At 35.5% G+C, this 16,141-nt stretch carries 15 protein-coding genes; 3 read left to right on the top strand and 12 right to left on the bottom strand.

Annotated elements, in window-relative coordinates; translation table 11 throughout:
- Positions 1-15: 15 nt before the first annotated feature.
- The 3 genes from purK to NST49_RS06915 all read right to left on the bottom strand — a co-directional run bounded on the left by purK (position 16) and on the right by NST49_RS06915 (position 2,583).
- Positions 16-1,137: a 5-(carboxyamino)imidazole ribonucleotide synthase gene (gene purK, locus NST49_RS06925; RefSeq protein WP_023178528.1), complete on the bottom strand. Its 1,122-nt coding sequence runs from the start codon at positions 1,135-1,137 to the stop codon at positions 16-18.
- Between the two features lie 150 nt (positions 1,138-1,287).
- Positions 1,288-1,848, bottom strand: coding sequence for a DUF2179 domain-containing protein (locus tag NST49_RS06920; protein ID WP_023178529.1), 561 nt, complete (start codon positions 1,846-1,848; stop codon positions 1,288-1,290).
- A 156-nt stretch (positions 1,849-2,004) separates the two neighbouring features.
- The gene (locus tag NST49_RS06915; RefSeq protein WP_341047669.1) at positions 2,005-2,583 is read right to left on the bottom strand and encodes a xanthine phosphoribosyltransferase; all 579 of its coding nucleotides are present in this window, start codon (positions 2,581-2,583) and stop codon (positions 2,005-2,007) included.
- Between the two features lie 334 nt (positions 2,584-2,917).
- Between NST49_RS06915 and NST49_RS06910 the strand changes: the two genes are divergently transcribed.
- Positions 2,918-3,589, top strand: a complete 672-nt coding sequence (locus NST49_RS06910) for a hypothetical protein (RefSeq protein WP_341047667.1) — start codon at positions 2,918-2,920, stop codon at positions 3,587-3,589.
- 317 nt (positions 3,590-3,906) lie between these two features.
- On the opposite strand, the gene NST49_RS06905 is transcribed toward NST49_RS06910, so the two are convergent.
- The 5 genes from NST49_RS06905 to NST49_RS06885 form a co-directional block, all read right to left on the bottom strand.
- Positions 3,907-5,253: a hemolysin family protein gene (locus NST49_RS06905; protein ID WP_301425935.1), complete on the bottom strand. Its 1,347-nt coding sequence runs from the start codon at positions 5,251-5,253 to the stop codon at positions 3,907-3,909.
- An 88-nt stretch (positions 5,254-5,341) separates the two neighbouring features.
- The gene (pbp4, locus tag NST49_RS06900) at positions 5,342-7,393 is read right to left on the bottom strand and encodes a penicillin-binding protein PBP4(5) (RefSeq protein WP_341047664.1); all 2,052 of its coding nucleotides are present in this window, start codon (positions 7,391-7,393) and stop codon (positions 5,342-5,344) included.
- A gap of 15 nt (positions 7,394-7,408) precedes the next feature.
- The gene (locus NST49_RS06895) at positions 7,409-8,131 is read right to left on the bottom strand and encodes a hydrolase (RefSeq protein ID WP_187948951.1); all 723 of its coding nucleotides are present in this window, start codon (positions 8,129-8,131) and stop codon (positions 7,409-7,411) included.
- Between the two features lie 343 nt (positions 8,132-8,474).
- Positions 8,475-9,107, bottom strand: a complete 633-nt coding sequence (locus NST49_RS06890) for a glycoside hydrolase family 73 protein (protein ID WP_023178540.1) — start codon at positions 9,105-9,107, stop codon at positions 8,475-8,477.
- A gap of 29 nt (positions 9,108-9,136) precedes the next feature.
- Complete coding sequence (locus tag NST49_RS06885; RefSeq protein WP_341047663.1) at positions 9,137-9,949, bottom strand: M15 family metallopeptidase; 813 nt, start codon at positions 9,947-9,949, stop codon at positions 9,137-9,139.
- A gap of 140 nt (positions 9,950-10,089) precedes the next feature.
- Between NST49_RS06885 and NST49_RS06880 the strand changes: the two genes are divergently transcribed.
- A complete protein-coding gene (locus tag NST49_RS06880) occupies positions 10,090-11,103 on the top strand; it encodes a PTS sugar transporter subunit IIC (protein WP_023178543.1) in 1,014 nt (337 codons plus the stop codon).
- Between the two features lie 250 nt (positions 11,104-11,353).
- Here NST49_RS06880 and NST49_RS06875 read toward each other — a convergent pair whose 3' ends face one another.
- On the bottom strand, positions 11,354-11,872 hold the full coding sequence (locus NST49_RS06875) for a hypothetical protein (RefSeq protein ID WP_341047661.1): 519 nt from the start codon (positions 11,870-11,872) through the stop codon (positions 11,354-11,356).
- Between the two features lie 195 nt (positions 11,873-12,067).
- Between NST49_RS06875 and NST49_RS06870 the strand changes: the two genes are divergently transcribed.
- A complete protein-coding gene (locus NST49_RS06870) occupies positions 12,068-13,036 on the top strand; it encodes a Gfo/Idh/MocA family protein (RefSeq protein ID WP_341047660.1) in 969 nt (322 codons plus the stop codon).
- An 82-nt stretch (positions 13,037-13,118) separates the two neighbouring features.
- Here the strand turns inward: NST49_RS06870 and NST49_RS06865 are convergent, their stop codons facing one another.
- The 3 genes from NST49_RS06865 to NST49_RS06855 form a co-directional block, all read right to left on the bottom strand.
- The gene (locus NST49_RS06865) at positions 13,119-14,096 is read right to left on the bottom strand and encodes a DUF1002 domain-containing protein (RefSeq protein ID WP_034537117.1); all 978 of its coding nucleotides are present in this window, start codon (positions 14,094-14,096) and stop codon (positions 13,119-13,121) included.
- A 675-nt stretch (positions 14,097-14,771) separates the two neighbouring features.
- Entirely contained in the window at positions 14,772-15,431 is a 660-nt protein-coding gene (locus NST49_RS06860) for a CBS and ACT domain-containing protein (RefSeq protein WP_187948949.1), read from the bottom strand.
- Positions 15,432-15,434: 3 nt separating this feature from the next.
- Positions 15,435-16,139 carry an ABC transporter ATP-binding protein gene (locus NST49_RS06855; RefSeq protein ID WP_187948948.1) on the bottom strand — a complete coding sequence of 235 codons (705 nt, stop codon included), beginning with the start codon at positions 16,137-16,139 and terminating at the stop codon, positions 15,435-15,437.
- Positions 16,140-16,141: the final 2 nt, after the last annotated feature.

The raw sequence follows: 16,141 nt of genomic DNA, 5'->3' as shown, positions 1-16,141 counted from the left end.
AATTTTATAAACTCCTTATTTCCAAATTCCTGTATCTGCTATAATGGCTAATGTTTTTTCAATATCTTTTGTTAATACTGTAAAATGGCCTATCTTTTGGCTTTCGCCCGGATTTTCTTTACCATAATAATAAAAGTTCCAATTCGGTTTCAATTGGATTTGAACATTGGCTGCCTCCTGATGTTCCGTTAATACTGTTACCATAACTGCAGGAGAAATCAGTTCGGTTTTAGGCAAAGGCAAACCACAAATAGCACGGATATGAGCGTCATATTGTGACAATGTACAAGCTTCATTGCTGTAATTTCCTGAATGATTGGGTCTTGGGATCAATTCATTCACATAAAGTGTCCCACTTGAAGTGATGAACATCTCAATTCCTAAAGTCCCTACTAGTTCAAGTTTCTCAGCAACTGCACGAGCGATCCGTTCTACTTCTTCTTCTACATACTGATTGATGCGAGCTGGAACGATGCTTTCATGTAAAATAGTATTGCGATGGATATTTTCAGATATTGGAAAAACCACGATATCATTCGCTTGGTTTCTAGCTACCATAACAGAAAGTTCACGTTCAAATGGTATCCATGCTTCCAATACGCAAGTACCCATTTTCAATAAGTAAGCAGCCTTTGGAATGTCTTCTTCACTTTGAAGAATATAGCGATCTTTACCATTGTGGCGTTCACTGATCGTCTTCAACACACAAGGAAACCCAATACCATCTAGCGCTCCTTTAATGTCCTCAATTGTAACGATCGTGGCATAAGGAGCCAAGTTAATATTGCTGGCTTCTAAGTAAGCTTTCTCTAACAATCGATCTTGTGTAATGGATAACAAATCAGCACCTTGTGGAACAGAAACTGTCTTTTTCATTTTTACTATTAAATCTGAATCAATATTGTCGTATTCATACGTTACTACATCACATTTCATAGCAAAATCCATTAAAGCTTCTTGATTATTATATTGAGCAATTATTTGCCAATCTGAAACTTGAGCTGCTGGACAATCTTTTTCGGGATCCAGTATACCAATACGATAGCCCATTTTTTTAGCAGATAAAGCCATCATTCGAGCTATTTCTCCGCCACCAATGATTCCAATCATTTTTCCTGGACTAATTAGATCAGACAAAATTATCACTACCTTCTAAAACAATTTGTATTCTTTTTTATTCATTCATTCTTAGTTTAGCAGTTATCTTGTCATCTGTCATTGAGAACATCCTAAAATTTCTGCCTATTCTAATATTCAAAAATTCCTCTCAAACAACCCTGTCTCCATTTAATTCATTTGTTCCTCGTCTCTAATTTCTTTGCGACGTTTTTTTACTTTTCTTGTCCAAAATCCACCATTGATGTACTTGGGTTCATAAGAAATAATAAATGTTTTAGGTTCAATTTCACTAATTTGTTTGTATAATTTGCGTTCTGTTTTTCTAGGTGTCAAAATTTCTAAGACCATACGATCTCCTTCTCGACCAAATGCTAGACTGGTTGTCACTCCATACCCCAAATCACGTAATTCTTCAGGCATTTTAGTTTCTACATTTGGAACAATGGCCGTGACCATAATATATCCAAGAGCTAAAAACTCTTCAATTTTTATCCCAAGAGCAATTCCGACTCCATATCCTAAAGCATATACGGCAAGATTAATGTAATTATCTAAACTGTCTAACACCAATCCTAAACCTACAACATAAATAGTTACTTCTACCATAGATACGAGTGAAGCTGCAAGACGGTAACTTTTCATTGTCAGCATAAAACGAATGGTGTTTAGTGAAATATAAACGACATTAATAATAAAGATCAATAGTAAAAAAGGCAAATCAACTTCCATTTTTTCCTCTCCTAACTCCTGTTCAAAAATTTTATTCTTCTCTAAGATTATCAAAATTCATTTAAATAGCAAGAAAAACAACTAGGATCTTCATTCTTAAGGAGATAAAACTGCTCTAAAAGCAGTCATCCTACTTTTAGAGCAGCTTGTGTTTATTTACTGTTCTTCTACAAATTTCACTTGTCCATCTTCAAATGCACGAATACGAGCTAAGGAGTATACGTCATAGTTTTCTTCTTCAAGCAATTGGCGTCCAATTTGGAAAGATTTTTCAATAACAATCCCAATTCCAACTACAGTAGCTTGTGCTTCATCACATAATTTTATTAATCCTTTAGCTGCTTGTCCGTTAGCTAGAAAATCATCAATCAATAATATTCGATCTGTTTTTTCTAGAAACTTTTTAGAAATGACGATCGTGCTCGTTGATTTTTTAGTAAATGAATATACATCTGTCGAATACAAATCATCTTTTAAAGTTAGACTTTTTTGTTTACGTGCAAATACCACTGGAACACCTAAAGCCAATCCAGCGAAAACAGCCGGTGCAATACCTGAAGATTCAATTGTCACAATTCTGGTGATACCTTTATCAGCATAATGTTTGGCAAATTCAGCCCCCATAGATTGCATAAGTTTAGGATCGATTTGGTGATTTAAAAAGTTATCGACTTTTAATACTTCTCCTTCTAAAACATCACCGTCTTTTAAAATGCGTTCTTCTAATTCTTTCATAAAGTCCTACCTTTCTTTCAATTGTTAGTTTGAGTACAAAATAAAAAAGTTCTTCAGTACTTATTGATTCGTAAGCACAGGAAAAGAACTAAAAATGAATGCCCAATAAAATTCAATATACGCTTTACCATATAAGAGGTCAATCTATTTTAAATAAATTATTATAATTGTTATTTTATACGAACGATACTTATAAATCAAACTTTATATTTCGTTTTATTTTCAAATACCTTTTTATCTTATGCTATCAGAGTTTCAATCTTCATAATAAACTGGAATTCCTAAAAAGAATGTTATACTATTAAACTAAAGCGATTTCGGAGAGGAGTTTAACATGCGTAATAAAAGTTTTCTAGAACTTATTAAACGCTATTGGTATCTAGGTATTTTATTCGGAATTTTTATTGTAGTGCTTGTTATTGGTACAAATCAAGAAAAACCATGGTCAGAAAGCCTTGCTATTACTGAATCTAAATCATCTATTGCAGAAGTTGATTCTTCTATTGTCGAATCAAAAGATAGTTCTGCTGAACTAGAAGATAAAAACAATGTCTCTCGAATTGATTCAGAATTATTTATCTTAAGTGATCATCAAACAAAACTTGAAAAAACCGAAGATGTGGCTGAATCTGAAGAATCAGTTGAAAACGAGCATTCTTCTGAGGAAATTGAGAGTAGCGAACCAACTGATTCTAGCAGCTATACTCCTACCTATTCTAATGAAAATAACACACCTAAAAGTTCAAGTTCGTCATCCAATAGCAATTCATCCAAATCAACCACTCCTAAACAACCTGCTAAAAAGCCAGTACCTGAGTCAGGTAAATCAGAACCTATTCCTGAATCAAATCCAGAACCTGTAGAAACACCAGAACCTGAACCAACCCCTGATGAACAAGACCCGCCAGAACAACCGGAAGATTCTTCTTCTGATCCAGAAATCATTGAGTCAGAAAACCCAGCTGAGGAAACTTCTTCAACTCATTCTTCCATTAGTGAAGAATAGAAAATACTTTTTACAACACAAAAGGTACGTTGTCATTTAGACAATGTATCTTTTTGTGAATTTCAACTGAAATTATATGTCATGTAACTCTTTTGGCTAGGAAATGGTGCTTTAGTAGCTTCTATTCGACATTCTTTGCCTATTTCGCTTAGTGAGTATAAATTAAGCAGTTTTTCTGTAACAATATATATTTAATATAGAGGATTTTTCGTTACCGAAAAATCTCCGATTGAAAAATCACTGATCATTAGTCTATACAACTCAACTATGGCTGCACGAAAAAAAACCTCCAGAAATTTACCTTCTGGAGGTCAATCTTAATCTTCATTTAATTCGTCTTTTTCATTATCAGTAGCTGTGTTTAAGCGTTCTACATAAAGACTAACTAAACGTGAACCTTCTACTTTATTGGCTTTTAACAAGTAATTGCGATATTCAACATTTGCATTGTCATCTGGCTGAGGAATATTCCCATATTGTGTAATGAAATAACCGGCAATTGAATCCACATCATTTGATTCAATCTCAGTTCCAAAGTATTCATTGAATTTTGATAATTGAGTCGAACCATCTACTAAATAAATACTTTCAGATACTTTTTCAATCATATTGTACGTTTCGTCGTATTCATCATCAATATCACCGACTATTTCTTCTAATAAATCTTCTAAAGTAACAATTCCGACTACTCCACCATATTCATCATTTAAAACAGCTAATTGATTACGCGTCCGTTTTAATTCATATAACAAATCGTCAATGTTGATTGTTTCAGGGACAAATAAAGGTTTATTCAAAATATCTTTTAGATCGATCTCATCTAGATTATGTGTAAGAGAAGCTTTCAGTAAGTTTTTAACATGGATGATCCCTATAATGCTATCTTTATCCTCAACGTAAACTGGTACACGTGAATAAGGGATATCCAACAGTTGAGGGATGTTTACTGCACTTCCATCTTCATAATCGATCATAAATGTATCCGTACGAGGAACCATGATCTCTCTTGCCATTTTAGTATCCATTGATAAGATACCTTTTAACATAGTGAATTCATCTGGATCTATTGCACCAGCTATTTGGCTGTTTTCCAGATAAGCTCGAAATTCATCACGTGTCATTTTTTCTTTTTCTTCCGTAAAATCTATCGGAGTAAGTCTTTTTAAAATATTTGTTGAAAATGAAAGCAATTTTACAAATGGTTTAAAAATGATTTGAACGACTGAAATTGTACCAGAAGTAGCACGAGCAACTTCTTCGGCTTTTTGTAAGGCTACTTGTTTTGGATATAACTCCCCAAACACAAGGGTAATATAAGATAGAGCAATCGTCACAACAAATGTTGCTATTTGTGTCCCACCTGGAATACTTGCTAAATAAGGTTCGAGGCGAGTTGCAAAACTTGTTGCAGCTGATGCACTTGAAAAGAATCCTGCTAAAGTAATGGCTACTTGTATAGTCGCTAAGAAATTATCTGAATTACTCAACAGCTTCAAGATAGTTATCGATTTTTTATCACCTTTGGCTGCTTTTTCTCTTATTTTTCCTTGATCTATTGATACAAATGCCATTTCCGCTGATGCGAAAAATGCATTGATTGCGGTCAATATAACGATAATTAATATCTGTCCTATCATCGACTGACTATCGGGGTCTGAATTCATTTATCATTGTCTCCTTCAAATTTTTCTGTTTTTTTACAAAGTAGAAATAATATACCATTTTTCAAAACAATTTTCAACTGTTGTTTTTTTACTGGTATGCTTCCATTTTTTCCAGTACCGGTAACATCTTATCAATCACCGCACCGCTTGATTCTCCTTCAATCATAGCTACCATCAAGTAACTGCTGTTTTCGGCATCAAAAGCCATTAAGAAACCATTTGTTTCAGCATCTTCGCCTTCTGTTTCTGATTCTCTTGTTTCAGCTGTACCTGTTTTGGCTGCTGTTTTTTGATCAATAACAGCTAGTTTATGTGAAGAACCGTATTCTTTTTGCACCGTTTGAACTAAGTCTTCTTTAACAATTGCAGCTGATTCTGGAGTGACCGGTTGTTTTGTTTCTGCCGTTTCTTGATCAGCAGTCAATTTAGGGTATACGAGTTTGCCGTTATTAGCAAAAGGAGTATACGTTACTGCTTGTTGAATTGGGCTAAGCAACAATTCCCCTTGGCCAAATGCTGTATCTGCCAACATGCCTTCTGAATCTAATGTGCCGCTATTGGATATTTGTGCTGGATTCATTGCAATTGGCAACTTCAAATCTTCACCAAATATATACTGCTTCAACCCTGCTTCATAGGTGTCTCTTCCCATATCTAATGCTTGTCGTGCAAAATAAATATTATCTGAATACGCAAAAGCATCCGCTAAATTCACACTTGCAACATCTTTTACACGCGTAACTTTATAATCTGCCCATGATTCATCTTTTTGCCAAGATAATCCACTAATTTCTTGTGTTTCTTCTGGAATAATGGTCCCTGCATCTAAACCAATTCCTGCTGTAACAACTTTAAAAGTTGAACCTGGTGCATATCCAGCAGCATAACGCGCTAAAAATGGACTCATTGGATCATTTACATAAGCTTGATACTGTTCTGAACTGATGCCGCTTGACATTAAGTTTGCATCATAAGACGGAGTGCTGACTAACGCTAATAAACTTCCGTCTGTTGGATTCATAAATACAGCAGATCCACTTTGACCCGTTAATTGGTCATATGCAGCTTGTTGTATTTCAGCATTGATCGTTAATGTGATGTCTTCCCCATTTTGTACTTCTGTTTCTTGTAGGACCATTTTCAGCTCACCATCATCTGTCAATATCTCAATGCGTCCGCCTTTTTGTCCTCTTAATCTTTCATCATAAGTCGCTTCTAGTCCAGATTTACCAATAACATCTCCAGTTCTTAAGGTTGGATCTTTTTCGATATCTTCAGCAGAAACTTCTCCAACATACCCAATCAAATGAGCTGCTGCTTCATTTAAAGGATAAGTACGTGCCGTTACTTCTTGATAAACCACACCAGTAACTTGCGGCAATTCAGCATCTTGAGGCATTCCTTTAAAAGGTACAAAGCTATCTGGCGTTACCCACCCTTGCTCTAATAAACTTTCTAATTCTTCCACTGTAACATCGTATGTTTCTGCAATTTTTTCTAAATTTGTTGTCCGTTGATCGCCTTCACCTAAAGCAGAAGGTTGCATTCCAGCTTGCCAAGAAGTGCCTTCTGTTGCAAGTGGTGAGCCGTTTTTATCTAAAATATCGCCTCTTTCACCTACAGTTGTTGTAAGGGAGACTTTATCTGTTGGTTCCATATCTGGAAATATAAGGTGTGTGTTCCAGTCTACTTTGTAGCCATCGTCAGTTTTAGAAAGTGTCGTTTCGTATTTTTTTTCGTCTAAAGTTCCTAACGCTGTCTCCATATTCACCGTGTAAGAGAGGTCATAGTGATCAGCGCCCTCTTCTTGTGTGACTGTTGTATTATCTGATACGTTTAATTCTGCAGCTCCTACGCCGCCATAGACTGTCTCATAACGCTCTGCCATAGATTCTTTTGTGTAGTCAATAACTGTAAGCGATTCTTCAGAAACCAATTGGCTCATAGCTGTATAGTCTTGTTTTTCTAAAGCTGTAATAAACGAAGCAGCCACTTCCATAGCTGCTTTTTCGTCTCTTGCTTCAGCCCAAATTGAATAGCCGATGATCCCTACACCGATTAGGGCAAGGACAGCAACAATTATTGCAATTAAAAGCCACAATGGACGCTTTTTCTCACTCTTTTTCCTTGTATTTTTCATTTTAGCACCTGCTTTTTAATTATTATTTTTCTCTTCTTCTAAGTCTTGTCGTTCTTCATACTTGGTTTCTTCTTGACCGCGGTATTTTTTCATTAATTCACTGAATAATTTCCCGTTACTTGGTGGTGTATAAGTAATCGCATTGGCACCAGCAGCGATTGTTTCCTTAATACTTTCTTCTGTGGGTCCACCCGTTGCAATGATCGGTACTTTCGGAAATTCTTTGCGTATCTCACGCACAATATGAGCTGTTCGTGCAGCTCCACTGACATTCAAGATATCTGCTCCAGCATCCAGTTTTTCTTGAATATCTGTGTATTCTGAAACGATAGTTGATATGATTGGTACATCAACCATCGTATCAACCACACGAATTGTTTCTTTTGGTGTAGGAGAGTTTAATACAACTCCAATACAACCATGTGATTCAGCAAATAAAGCAATGTTAGCTGAACGATGTCCATTCGTAATACCTCCGCCAACTCCCGCAATAACTGGCATACTGGCTACAGTAGTGATCCCTTGAATGATCGCTGGATGAGGTGAAAATGGATAGACAGCAATAACAGCATCCGCATCGTTATTCATAATAATCGCAATATCGGTTGTAAAAATAAGTGATCGAAATCGTTTGCCATTTATAATAATACCGCTGGCCGTATCGATTATTTCCGGGACGGAGACATAATGCTTTCTTAAATCAGTCGTAATGCTTGGAGAACCTTTTTTCTCTTCCATATTTTCACCTCTTCATTTAATTGTACATCATTCATTTTAACGAATGTTTCCTGCAAATGCTATCGTTCTGCAAAAAAATAAAGCGATTTCTTTTAATTAAAGTAAAGGAGGCCGGGACAAAAGTCCTAGCCTCCTCTTTTTATACGAATATTCATTCTAAAACGTGCTCCGAAAAGCAGACCCGACGTCCACTTCGCGAATAATGCTCGATGGTCTATGACCATACTGCGCTTATTCGTTCCAGTGATTCGGGTCTAAACGCTTTTTGTCTCACTCTCTCATTTTGTCTATCGAATTGACGCATCCTTTAAAAAGCTTTAAATTCGTTTTTATTCTTCACGGTTTAATCATATTGATCTAATTGGTATTGTTCGATCAATCGAATCAATTTCCCAGGATAATCTGGATCTGTTGCATAGCCGCTTTCTTGTAAAGCATATGCAGCTTCTTTGTAATCATTGGCTGTTAAAACTTTAGCGTACTGGTTTTCATTCCAAGTCGTTCCTTTCGCAAACAATTCAGAATGGTCTTCCATAGATTCTTGCCAAGAGGCGTATTTTCTAAAGTCTGCTTTAACTTCGATCCATTCCCCATCAACAAATTCTTTGGTCGTCATCGTAACAGTCGGCTCTGTTCCGCCGCCTTTGATGCCGTAATAGTTGTTGTTTTTTATTGACAGCTCACTAGTGCCCCAATCTGATTCGAGTATTGCTTGAGCAATACTGATACTAGGTAAGATACCATATTTATCTTGCAGTACTTTTGCATAATCGGCAATTTGGACAATAAATTCTTGTTCTTCTAATGGTTCATATTGAGTCACTTGATCTTCCGTTATCTCTTGCGCTAAGAAATAAAGCGTTCCAAGAAAGATAAATACAAAACTAAATAGCACAATCATGACATAACTAGGCGTTATTCTTCTGTTCAGCTTTTTCTTTTTGTATTTCTTTTTTGATTGATTCTTAAGTGGCACATTTTTCTTCCTCTCATAAAAAAACCAAATTATTTTCCTGCTTCTTTCAGCAAAGCAATATACTCTTCTAAAGCTAAATCATATTTCTTCATATAGGCTGCATTTTCTTTTCCAACATACCGAAAATGCCATGACTCATATTCAATACCCGTCTCCGCTTCTTTTCCTTTAGGGAATCGAAGAACAAATCCGTAATCTGCAGCATGCTCAACTAACCAGTGCTGAGATTCTTGTACATCAAATTCGGCTATTAGTCCTTTTCCGGAATTTAACCATTCAGTGTCCATGACATCAATCGCAAGACCAGTGTGGTGTTCGCTTCCGCCTGGAATAGCAATATAATCTTCTGTCAATTTTACGGCCTCTTCTTGAGAGTGTCCTTCATCAATATACTTTTGAATACTATTGTTGTAATTTGTTGTTTGCAATTCAACAGAACGATATGTGGATACCGCAATAATTTCGTGACCAGCTTTTTTCCCAGCTTCAGTCAACGCAGTATAATCCTCAATAATTCGTTCGTCAACTAGTAAAGGTGAAGCATTGGGTAAGACACTTAAAGGTCTTTCAATAGACTCATCTATTTTTGTCCAGTTATTGACCAATTCCAGGTTCCAATCATTTGTTGAAACATTTGGCAATTCATCTAACATTGCTTGATGTTCTGCTTCTTCTGCTAATTTTTCCTCTTCTTCTGGAGTGAAGGACTCTACTGAAGAACTAGAACTTGTGTCAGAAGTTTTGCTGGATGTACTAGACTGGAAAATTGATTCGGGATTGAATTGTTCACACCCTCCTAATATACCAGTTGCTATCAGTAGTAGTGCTATTTTTTTTTTCATTTTTTAAAGACTCCATTCTTAATTTGCATTGCATGTAAAGGTAGCTGTCCTTTAAGATAGTGTACTTTTACTTTTACTCCTTTATAATAACATTAATACACTATAATTTTAATAGGAAATCGACTTTTGGAGGTTTAGAAATGAAAAAGGAAACACTAACCGATCAACTTTACAAAGTGTCTCAAGGGATCGCTGCAGCAGTTGTCGTAACACTAGGTATTGGTTTATTGATCCAGAGTATTGGCGATCTAGTAGGGTTTACAGTTCTAAGTGTTATTGGTGCAGTTACAAAAACACTGTTGATTCCAGGTTTAGGAATTGGAATCAGTTATTACTTAAAGACAGATATTTTAACTATGCTGAGTGCAACTGCAGCGGGAGTCATTGGTGGTCGTGCTTATGCTTTTTCAGAAGGTATACTTTCTTTAAAAAGTGGTGAGCCAGTGGGAGCTTTAGTTGCTATTGGAATCGCAATTTTTGTTGGCAAATTTTTATTTAATAAAACACGATTCAATATGGTCCTTGTTCCATTTGCCAGTATATTGATCAGTGGATTAGCAGGTTATGCCTTATCCGCTCCTATTGCCTTTATCTTAAATGAGGTTTCTTTGTTGATTACTTCCTCTGTTGCTGGCTTCCCGCTTCTATCTTCAATGATTTTAGGATTAGGATTTGGCATGCTGATCTTATCGCCAGCTTCATCAGCTGCTATTGCTCTTGCTTTACAATTAGATGGATCTGCTGGAGCTGCTGCGTTGATTGGATGCAGTGTCCAATTCACAGTATTTGCATTCCTTAGTCTTAAAGATAATGATGCTGGAACTTTTTTAGGCCAATTGATCATTACGCCTAAACTTCAAACGGGAAACATTATTCGACAACCTAAGCTTGCATTATTTCCACTGTTATTAGGAACTCTTTTAGCTCCTATAGGGGTCTTAGTTTTCAACTTGGAGGCTTCAGCTGAAATCGCAGGTATGGGATTGTGTGCCTTTGTTTCAATTTTCGGATTGGCATCTTCTCAAGGAATGACTGCTACTTTAGCTTATCTGTTTATCGTCATTGTGTTGCCAGCTCTGTTAAGTCTTTTATTCAAGCCTTTTTTGATCAAATTAAAGCTTCTCAAACCCGGTGATTTAAAAATCACCATATAAACTAAGAACAGAAAAATTAGCCTAGATCAGAATTTCAACAACAAAAAAACGTTCATTTGCGAAAAATGAACGTTTTTTTGTTTGTATAGTAGATTTCCTGGCTAAACTGCCTTTATTTTTTCACTTGAGTTTAAAATAGCTCCCATCATGACGAAAAAGTGAAGCAAGAAAAAGTACTCACTCTTACATGAACGATCGAAAAAAATTGAAAGACTAAACTACCTGTTTTTCTACGGAGTTAAACGGAACATTACGCATCCTGTATATTTTGATTAAACCATTCTAACAAGTTTAGCTTGTCTGTTTTAATTTGTTGCTGGATGACTCCTGGCAAGCGCAATTCAATAATATCTTTGTAGCTCCAAAAGTCATAACCAATTTCAATTCTAAGAATCGTCGTATTTTGTTTTCGATGATGCTCAGTTAATTGATCTTCATTTTCTCTTTTGAATTCTAGTTTAGCCATACCACTGTTTACCCAAGTTTGTGCAACATGAAATTTAATGGCCAGATATTCATTAACGGGATTAGCTTTAACTTCTGGAAAAAATGTAGCATTTCGACAAACTTTTTGGACCAACATCCATTCATAATCGGTAAATAAACGCGAAATCTTATTCATATTTTCAGGTTTTAACCCTTGATTGCCTTTCTTCCAGCGATCCCAACTTTGTGGTGAAATCCCTAATTGGGAGGTGTAAAAAGCTTTTTCGCTGACAAACTGTTCTTTGATGGCTCTTAAAACAATTTCTACTAATGATTCGTGCATATCCATCATTCTCCTTTCAATAATAAATAAATTCGAATAAGTGCTACTTTCATTTTACACCTACTACGTTAACTTTCAAATTTAACGCTTTCATTTCCTGAAAAAAAAAACATTCATCCATTCTTCTTTCACTAATTTGTTTTTCAATGGTAAAATACAATTGACAGCGTTTAAATATAGATTAGGAGGCTTTTTATGAAAAAATTAAATTGGGGTATTTTAGGTTTAGGCCAAATTGCGAATGAATTTGCAGAAGTATTTGATGTGGAAAATGCCGTTCTTTATGCGGCTGGTTCACGGAATGACGAAAAAGCAGCTGAATTTGCTGGGAAATATGGAATTGAAAAATCGTATGGTTCTTACGATGCACTATTAGCTGATCCAGCTATCGATGTGGTATACATTGCTACACCACATAGCCACCATGCTGATTTGATCATACAAAGTTTAGAACAAGGAAAGCATGTTTTATCAGAAAAAGCTATCACTATGAATAATGATCAGTTAACTCAAGCAATGACATTAGCAAAAGAAAAAAAGCTAGTCTTAGCTGAAGCTATGGTTATTTACCATATGCCGCTTTATCGCAAGCTAAAAGAAATTTCTCAAAATGGTTCTCTTGGCAAATTAAAAATGATTCAAGTCTCTTTTGGAAGCTTAAAAGAAGAAAATCCAACCAACCGCTTTTTCAATAAAGATTTAGCTGGAGGAGCCTTATTGGATATAGGAATTTATGCTTTATCCTTTGCTCGCTTTTTCTTAACAAGTCAACCACATGAAGTTTTAACAACTATGAATTTTTACGAAACAGGTGTTGATGAACAATCAGGAATTTTATTAAAAAATGATCAAAATGAAATTGCATCAATTTCGCTTACCTTTAGAGCTAAGATGCCAAAATTGGGCATTGTGGCATTCGAAAATGGTTTTATTACGGTTAATGATTTCCCACGAGCAGATAAAGCAACCCTAACTAAACCTGATGGATCCGTAGAAATCATTGAAGCAGGCGATACTAACCAAGCTATGAATTATGAGATAGCGGATATAACCAATATGATCATATCCGATAGTTCTGATGCTTCACTTGCTCTTACTCATGATGTCATGGAGATCATGGATACTTTAAGAAAAGATTGGGGTCTGCATTACGACTTTGAATAATCCTTATTTTAACCTTTACACAAAAAAAGCTAATGACCTGTCCTGTTTGGACAGTGCCATTAGCTTTTTACTCTTCTCTTTATTAGTTAAACAGCCCTACGATAGCATTCCATATTTGACTAAAGAAATTGCCAACTTTATCTACCAATCCACTATCTTCAGCTTGTTGCAAAGCGTCGCCAAACTTATCTTGGACTGTATTGGACAAGTTCTTCAACTGTTCTTTTACTTCAGCAGAATCAATTGCACTTGTTTGTTGGTATTTTTCAAATAAAGCCATCAATTGATCGATCTGATCTTGAGTAACTGCATTTTGTAAGTTGTTTTTTTCTAGCGCTTCATTAATAATGCGTTCAACATCTTCTTTTGTAGCCAATTCACCTTGTTGCTCTTTTAAATCAGCTAAGCTTTGTTTGATTTCAATGATTGCTTGGTCAAATTTTGCTGTATCAAATTCTTCGTTCCCAGCATTTTCTTGAGCGATCTCATTAGTTGTTTCTAATTCATCTTGCGCTACTTCCATACGCTCTTGATCTAATTCTTCGCCATTCACGTCAAATGCTTTATAGATACCTGACAAAGCACTTTCGCCCGTTACTTTACTGATACTGGCTACTACGATTTTCACATCTTTGACCCCAGCGGTAATTGCTGCATTTGCGTACTGATCTTGCGTAATTTGACTAATATTTTCTGGAGTAACGATTTCAACATCTACTCCTTCTCCAGAATCTTGTTTTTGCACTAAAACAGAAGAAATCATACTAGAAGTATTGCCTGATCCATCACCCAAATAGTTGATCAAATCTTGTCCTGTTACACTTCCTGCAGCCACATTTTCAGGATTTTCAATTCCTAATAATTTTTCCGTTTCTGTTATCTGGCTTTCAGATAGTCCTCCACCATAGATAACAGTAGGTTTGCCCCATTTTTCATCCACTACCGTTGTATCGATCCCATTTGTGGTTGCACTAGCAGATTGCGGCAAGACTGCTAAAGATGCTCCTATCAAACTCATTGCTGTTAAAGTAGTTATGCTTATTTTTTTGAATTGATTCATTTCCAAATCCTCCATTACAAGTTTTTTCTGACTTATCTGTTTTTATTTTTATTCTTTCTTAACTCCAGTATAGTATACCTGATTGTTTTTAAGAAATAACTAAGCCTTTAGACCTAAATAATGAAATAAAAAAAATGATTCAGGAGATTACCCTAAATCATTTCACAACCAACAAACTATGTGCAAGCATTACCCCTCCAAAGCAATTTTATGAAAGAAAGTGAATAATTGCTGATCAAAAAATTGTAGGTTTATTTGCTCTGTGTAATTACTATGTACCTTTAGAATAGCAAACTCTTTTAAAGTTGTCCAAACAAACTTTAATACTTTCTTAATTTTTCCGAAAAAAGCTGTCTAATTGGTTTTTGTAAACGATCTTTTCCAAAATTGAATTTGGCTAAAAGTAGCTTAATACTAGTCTTTTCATACCTATTCCAATTTGAAATCTAATTAGACAAATTTCTGTCACTTTTAAAAAATCGTTCAAAATAAACCGTATTCATTTTACCTGTAAACAATAATCATTAACTACAAATTAGCAGACACTTATGTAAAAATATTGTTTCTTTACTGGAGAATAAACCGCCACTTAGAAAAACAAACTACACCCAAAAATCAGATCTGATTTTTGGTGTAGTTTGTTATATATGAATTAGTTAGATCATTTTCTCACGATTAATCGGGCTTTTTTCCTTCTTTAAAAATAGCTGAACTTACAGTATAGCCACTTGTGGTCAGAATCTCTTTTACCGCTTTTAAATCCGGGCTATCCATTTGGATAATAATTTGAGTGAAATGATTTTTTCTATATACAGCAATTTGATTGATGCTCACTTGAGCTTCGGCTAAAATATTCGTGATATCTTCTAAAATTCCTGGGTGATCTTCTGGAATATCGATTACGATTCGACTACCTCTGTTGTTGTACCCCATAACATCAATAAAAGCACTAAAAATATCTTTATCGGTGATAATACCGACAATATTATTTTCTTCTTCCACTACAGGCAATACGCTAACTTCTTGATCACGCATGCGAGCTGCTGCTTCTTCCAACAAATCATCGGCATGAATGGTAACAACTTTTTTTTGCATGATATCTCCAACAGTTGTCTTTGTGAGTAAGTAATTCATTTCATGAATGCTTAAACTGGTCGCTGTAGATGGAGAATTTTCTTGAATGATCTCTTGTGTGACTAACCCAACCATCCGTCCATCTCTCACTACTGGCAAACGGTGAAAGTCGTTTTCTTTCATGATATCCAATGCTTCTAACACTTTTGTTTTTTCTGTAACGGTCACTACATGTGATGTCATATAACTTTTTACATCCATTTCTTAACCTCCCAAATAAGCTTTCTGTACTTCATCACTTGCTAGTAATTCTTTTCCTGTACCTGTTTGAACAACTTTTCCTGTTTCCAATACGTACCCGCGATTAGCAATCTCTAGAGCTACTTTTGCATTTTGTTCAATCAATAATACAGTTGTTCCTTGTGTGTTGATCATTTTAATGATGTTGAAAATTTCTTTGATAAATATAGGTGCTAGGCCCATTGAAGGTTCATCCAATAATAATAGCTTCGGTCTAGACATTAAGGCTCTTCCCATGGCGACCATTTGTTGTTCTCCACCAGATAACGTGGCTGTATCTTGCTTTTTTCGTTCTTCTAATATTGGAAAACGATCAAATACCATTTTCAAGTCTTTTTGGATCTCATTTTTATCTTTTCTTAGAAAAGCGCCCATTTCTAAATTCTCTATTACAGTCATACCTTTGAAGACATGTCTGCCTTCAGGGACTTGAGAGATACCCAATTGGACGATTTTCCGCGTAGTATCTTTATGGATCGGACGATCTTTAAAGAGTATTTCACCCGATTTTGGACGATGCAAACCTGATATTGCTTTTAATACCGTTGATTTCCCAGCACCATTAGCTCCAATAAGAGAAACGATCTCCCCTTCGTTAACTTCAAAATTTATTTCCTTTGTCGCTTGAATAACACCATAATAAACGGATAAATCTTTTACTGTTAACATGT

It is taken from the genome of Carnobacterium sp. FSL W8-0810 (assembly GCF_038007125.1).
In the GTDB taxonomy this organism is placed as follows: Bacteria; Bacillota; Bacilli; order Lactobacillales; family Carnobacteriaceae; genus Carnobacterium_B; species Carnobacterium_B inhibens.
The sequence above is the reverse complement of the archived record's forward strand: the minus strand, read 5'-3'. Positions and strand labels throughout refer to the sequence as shown.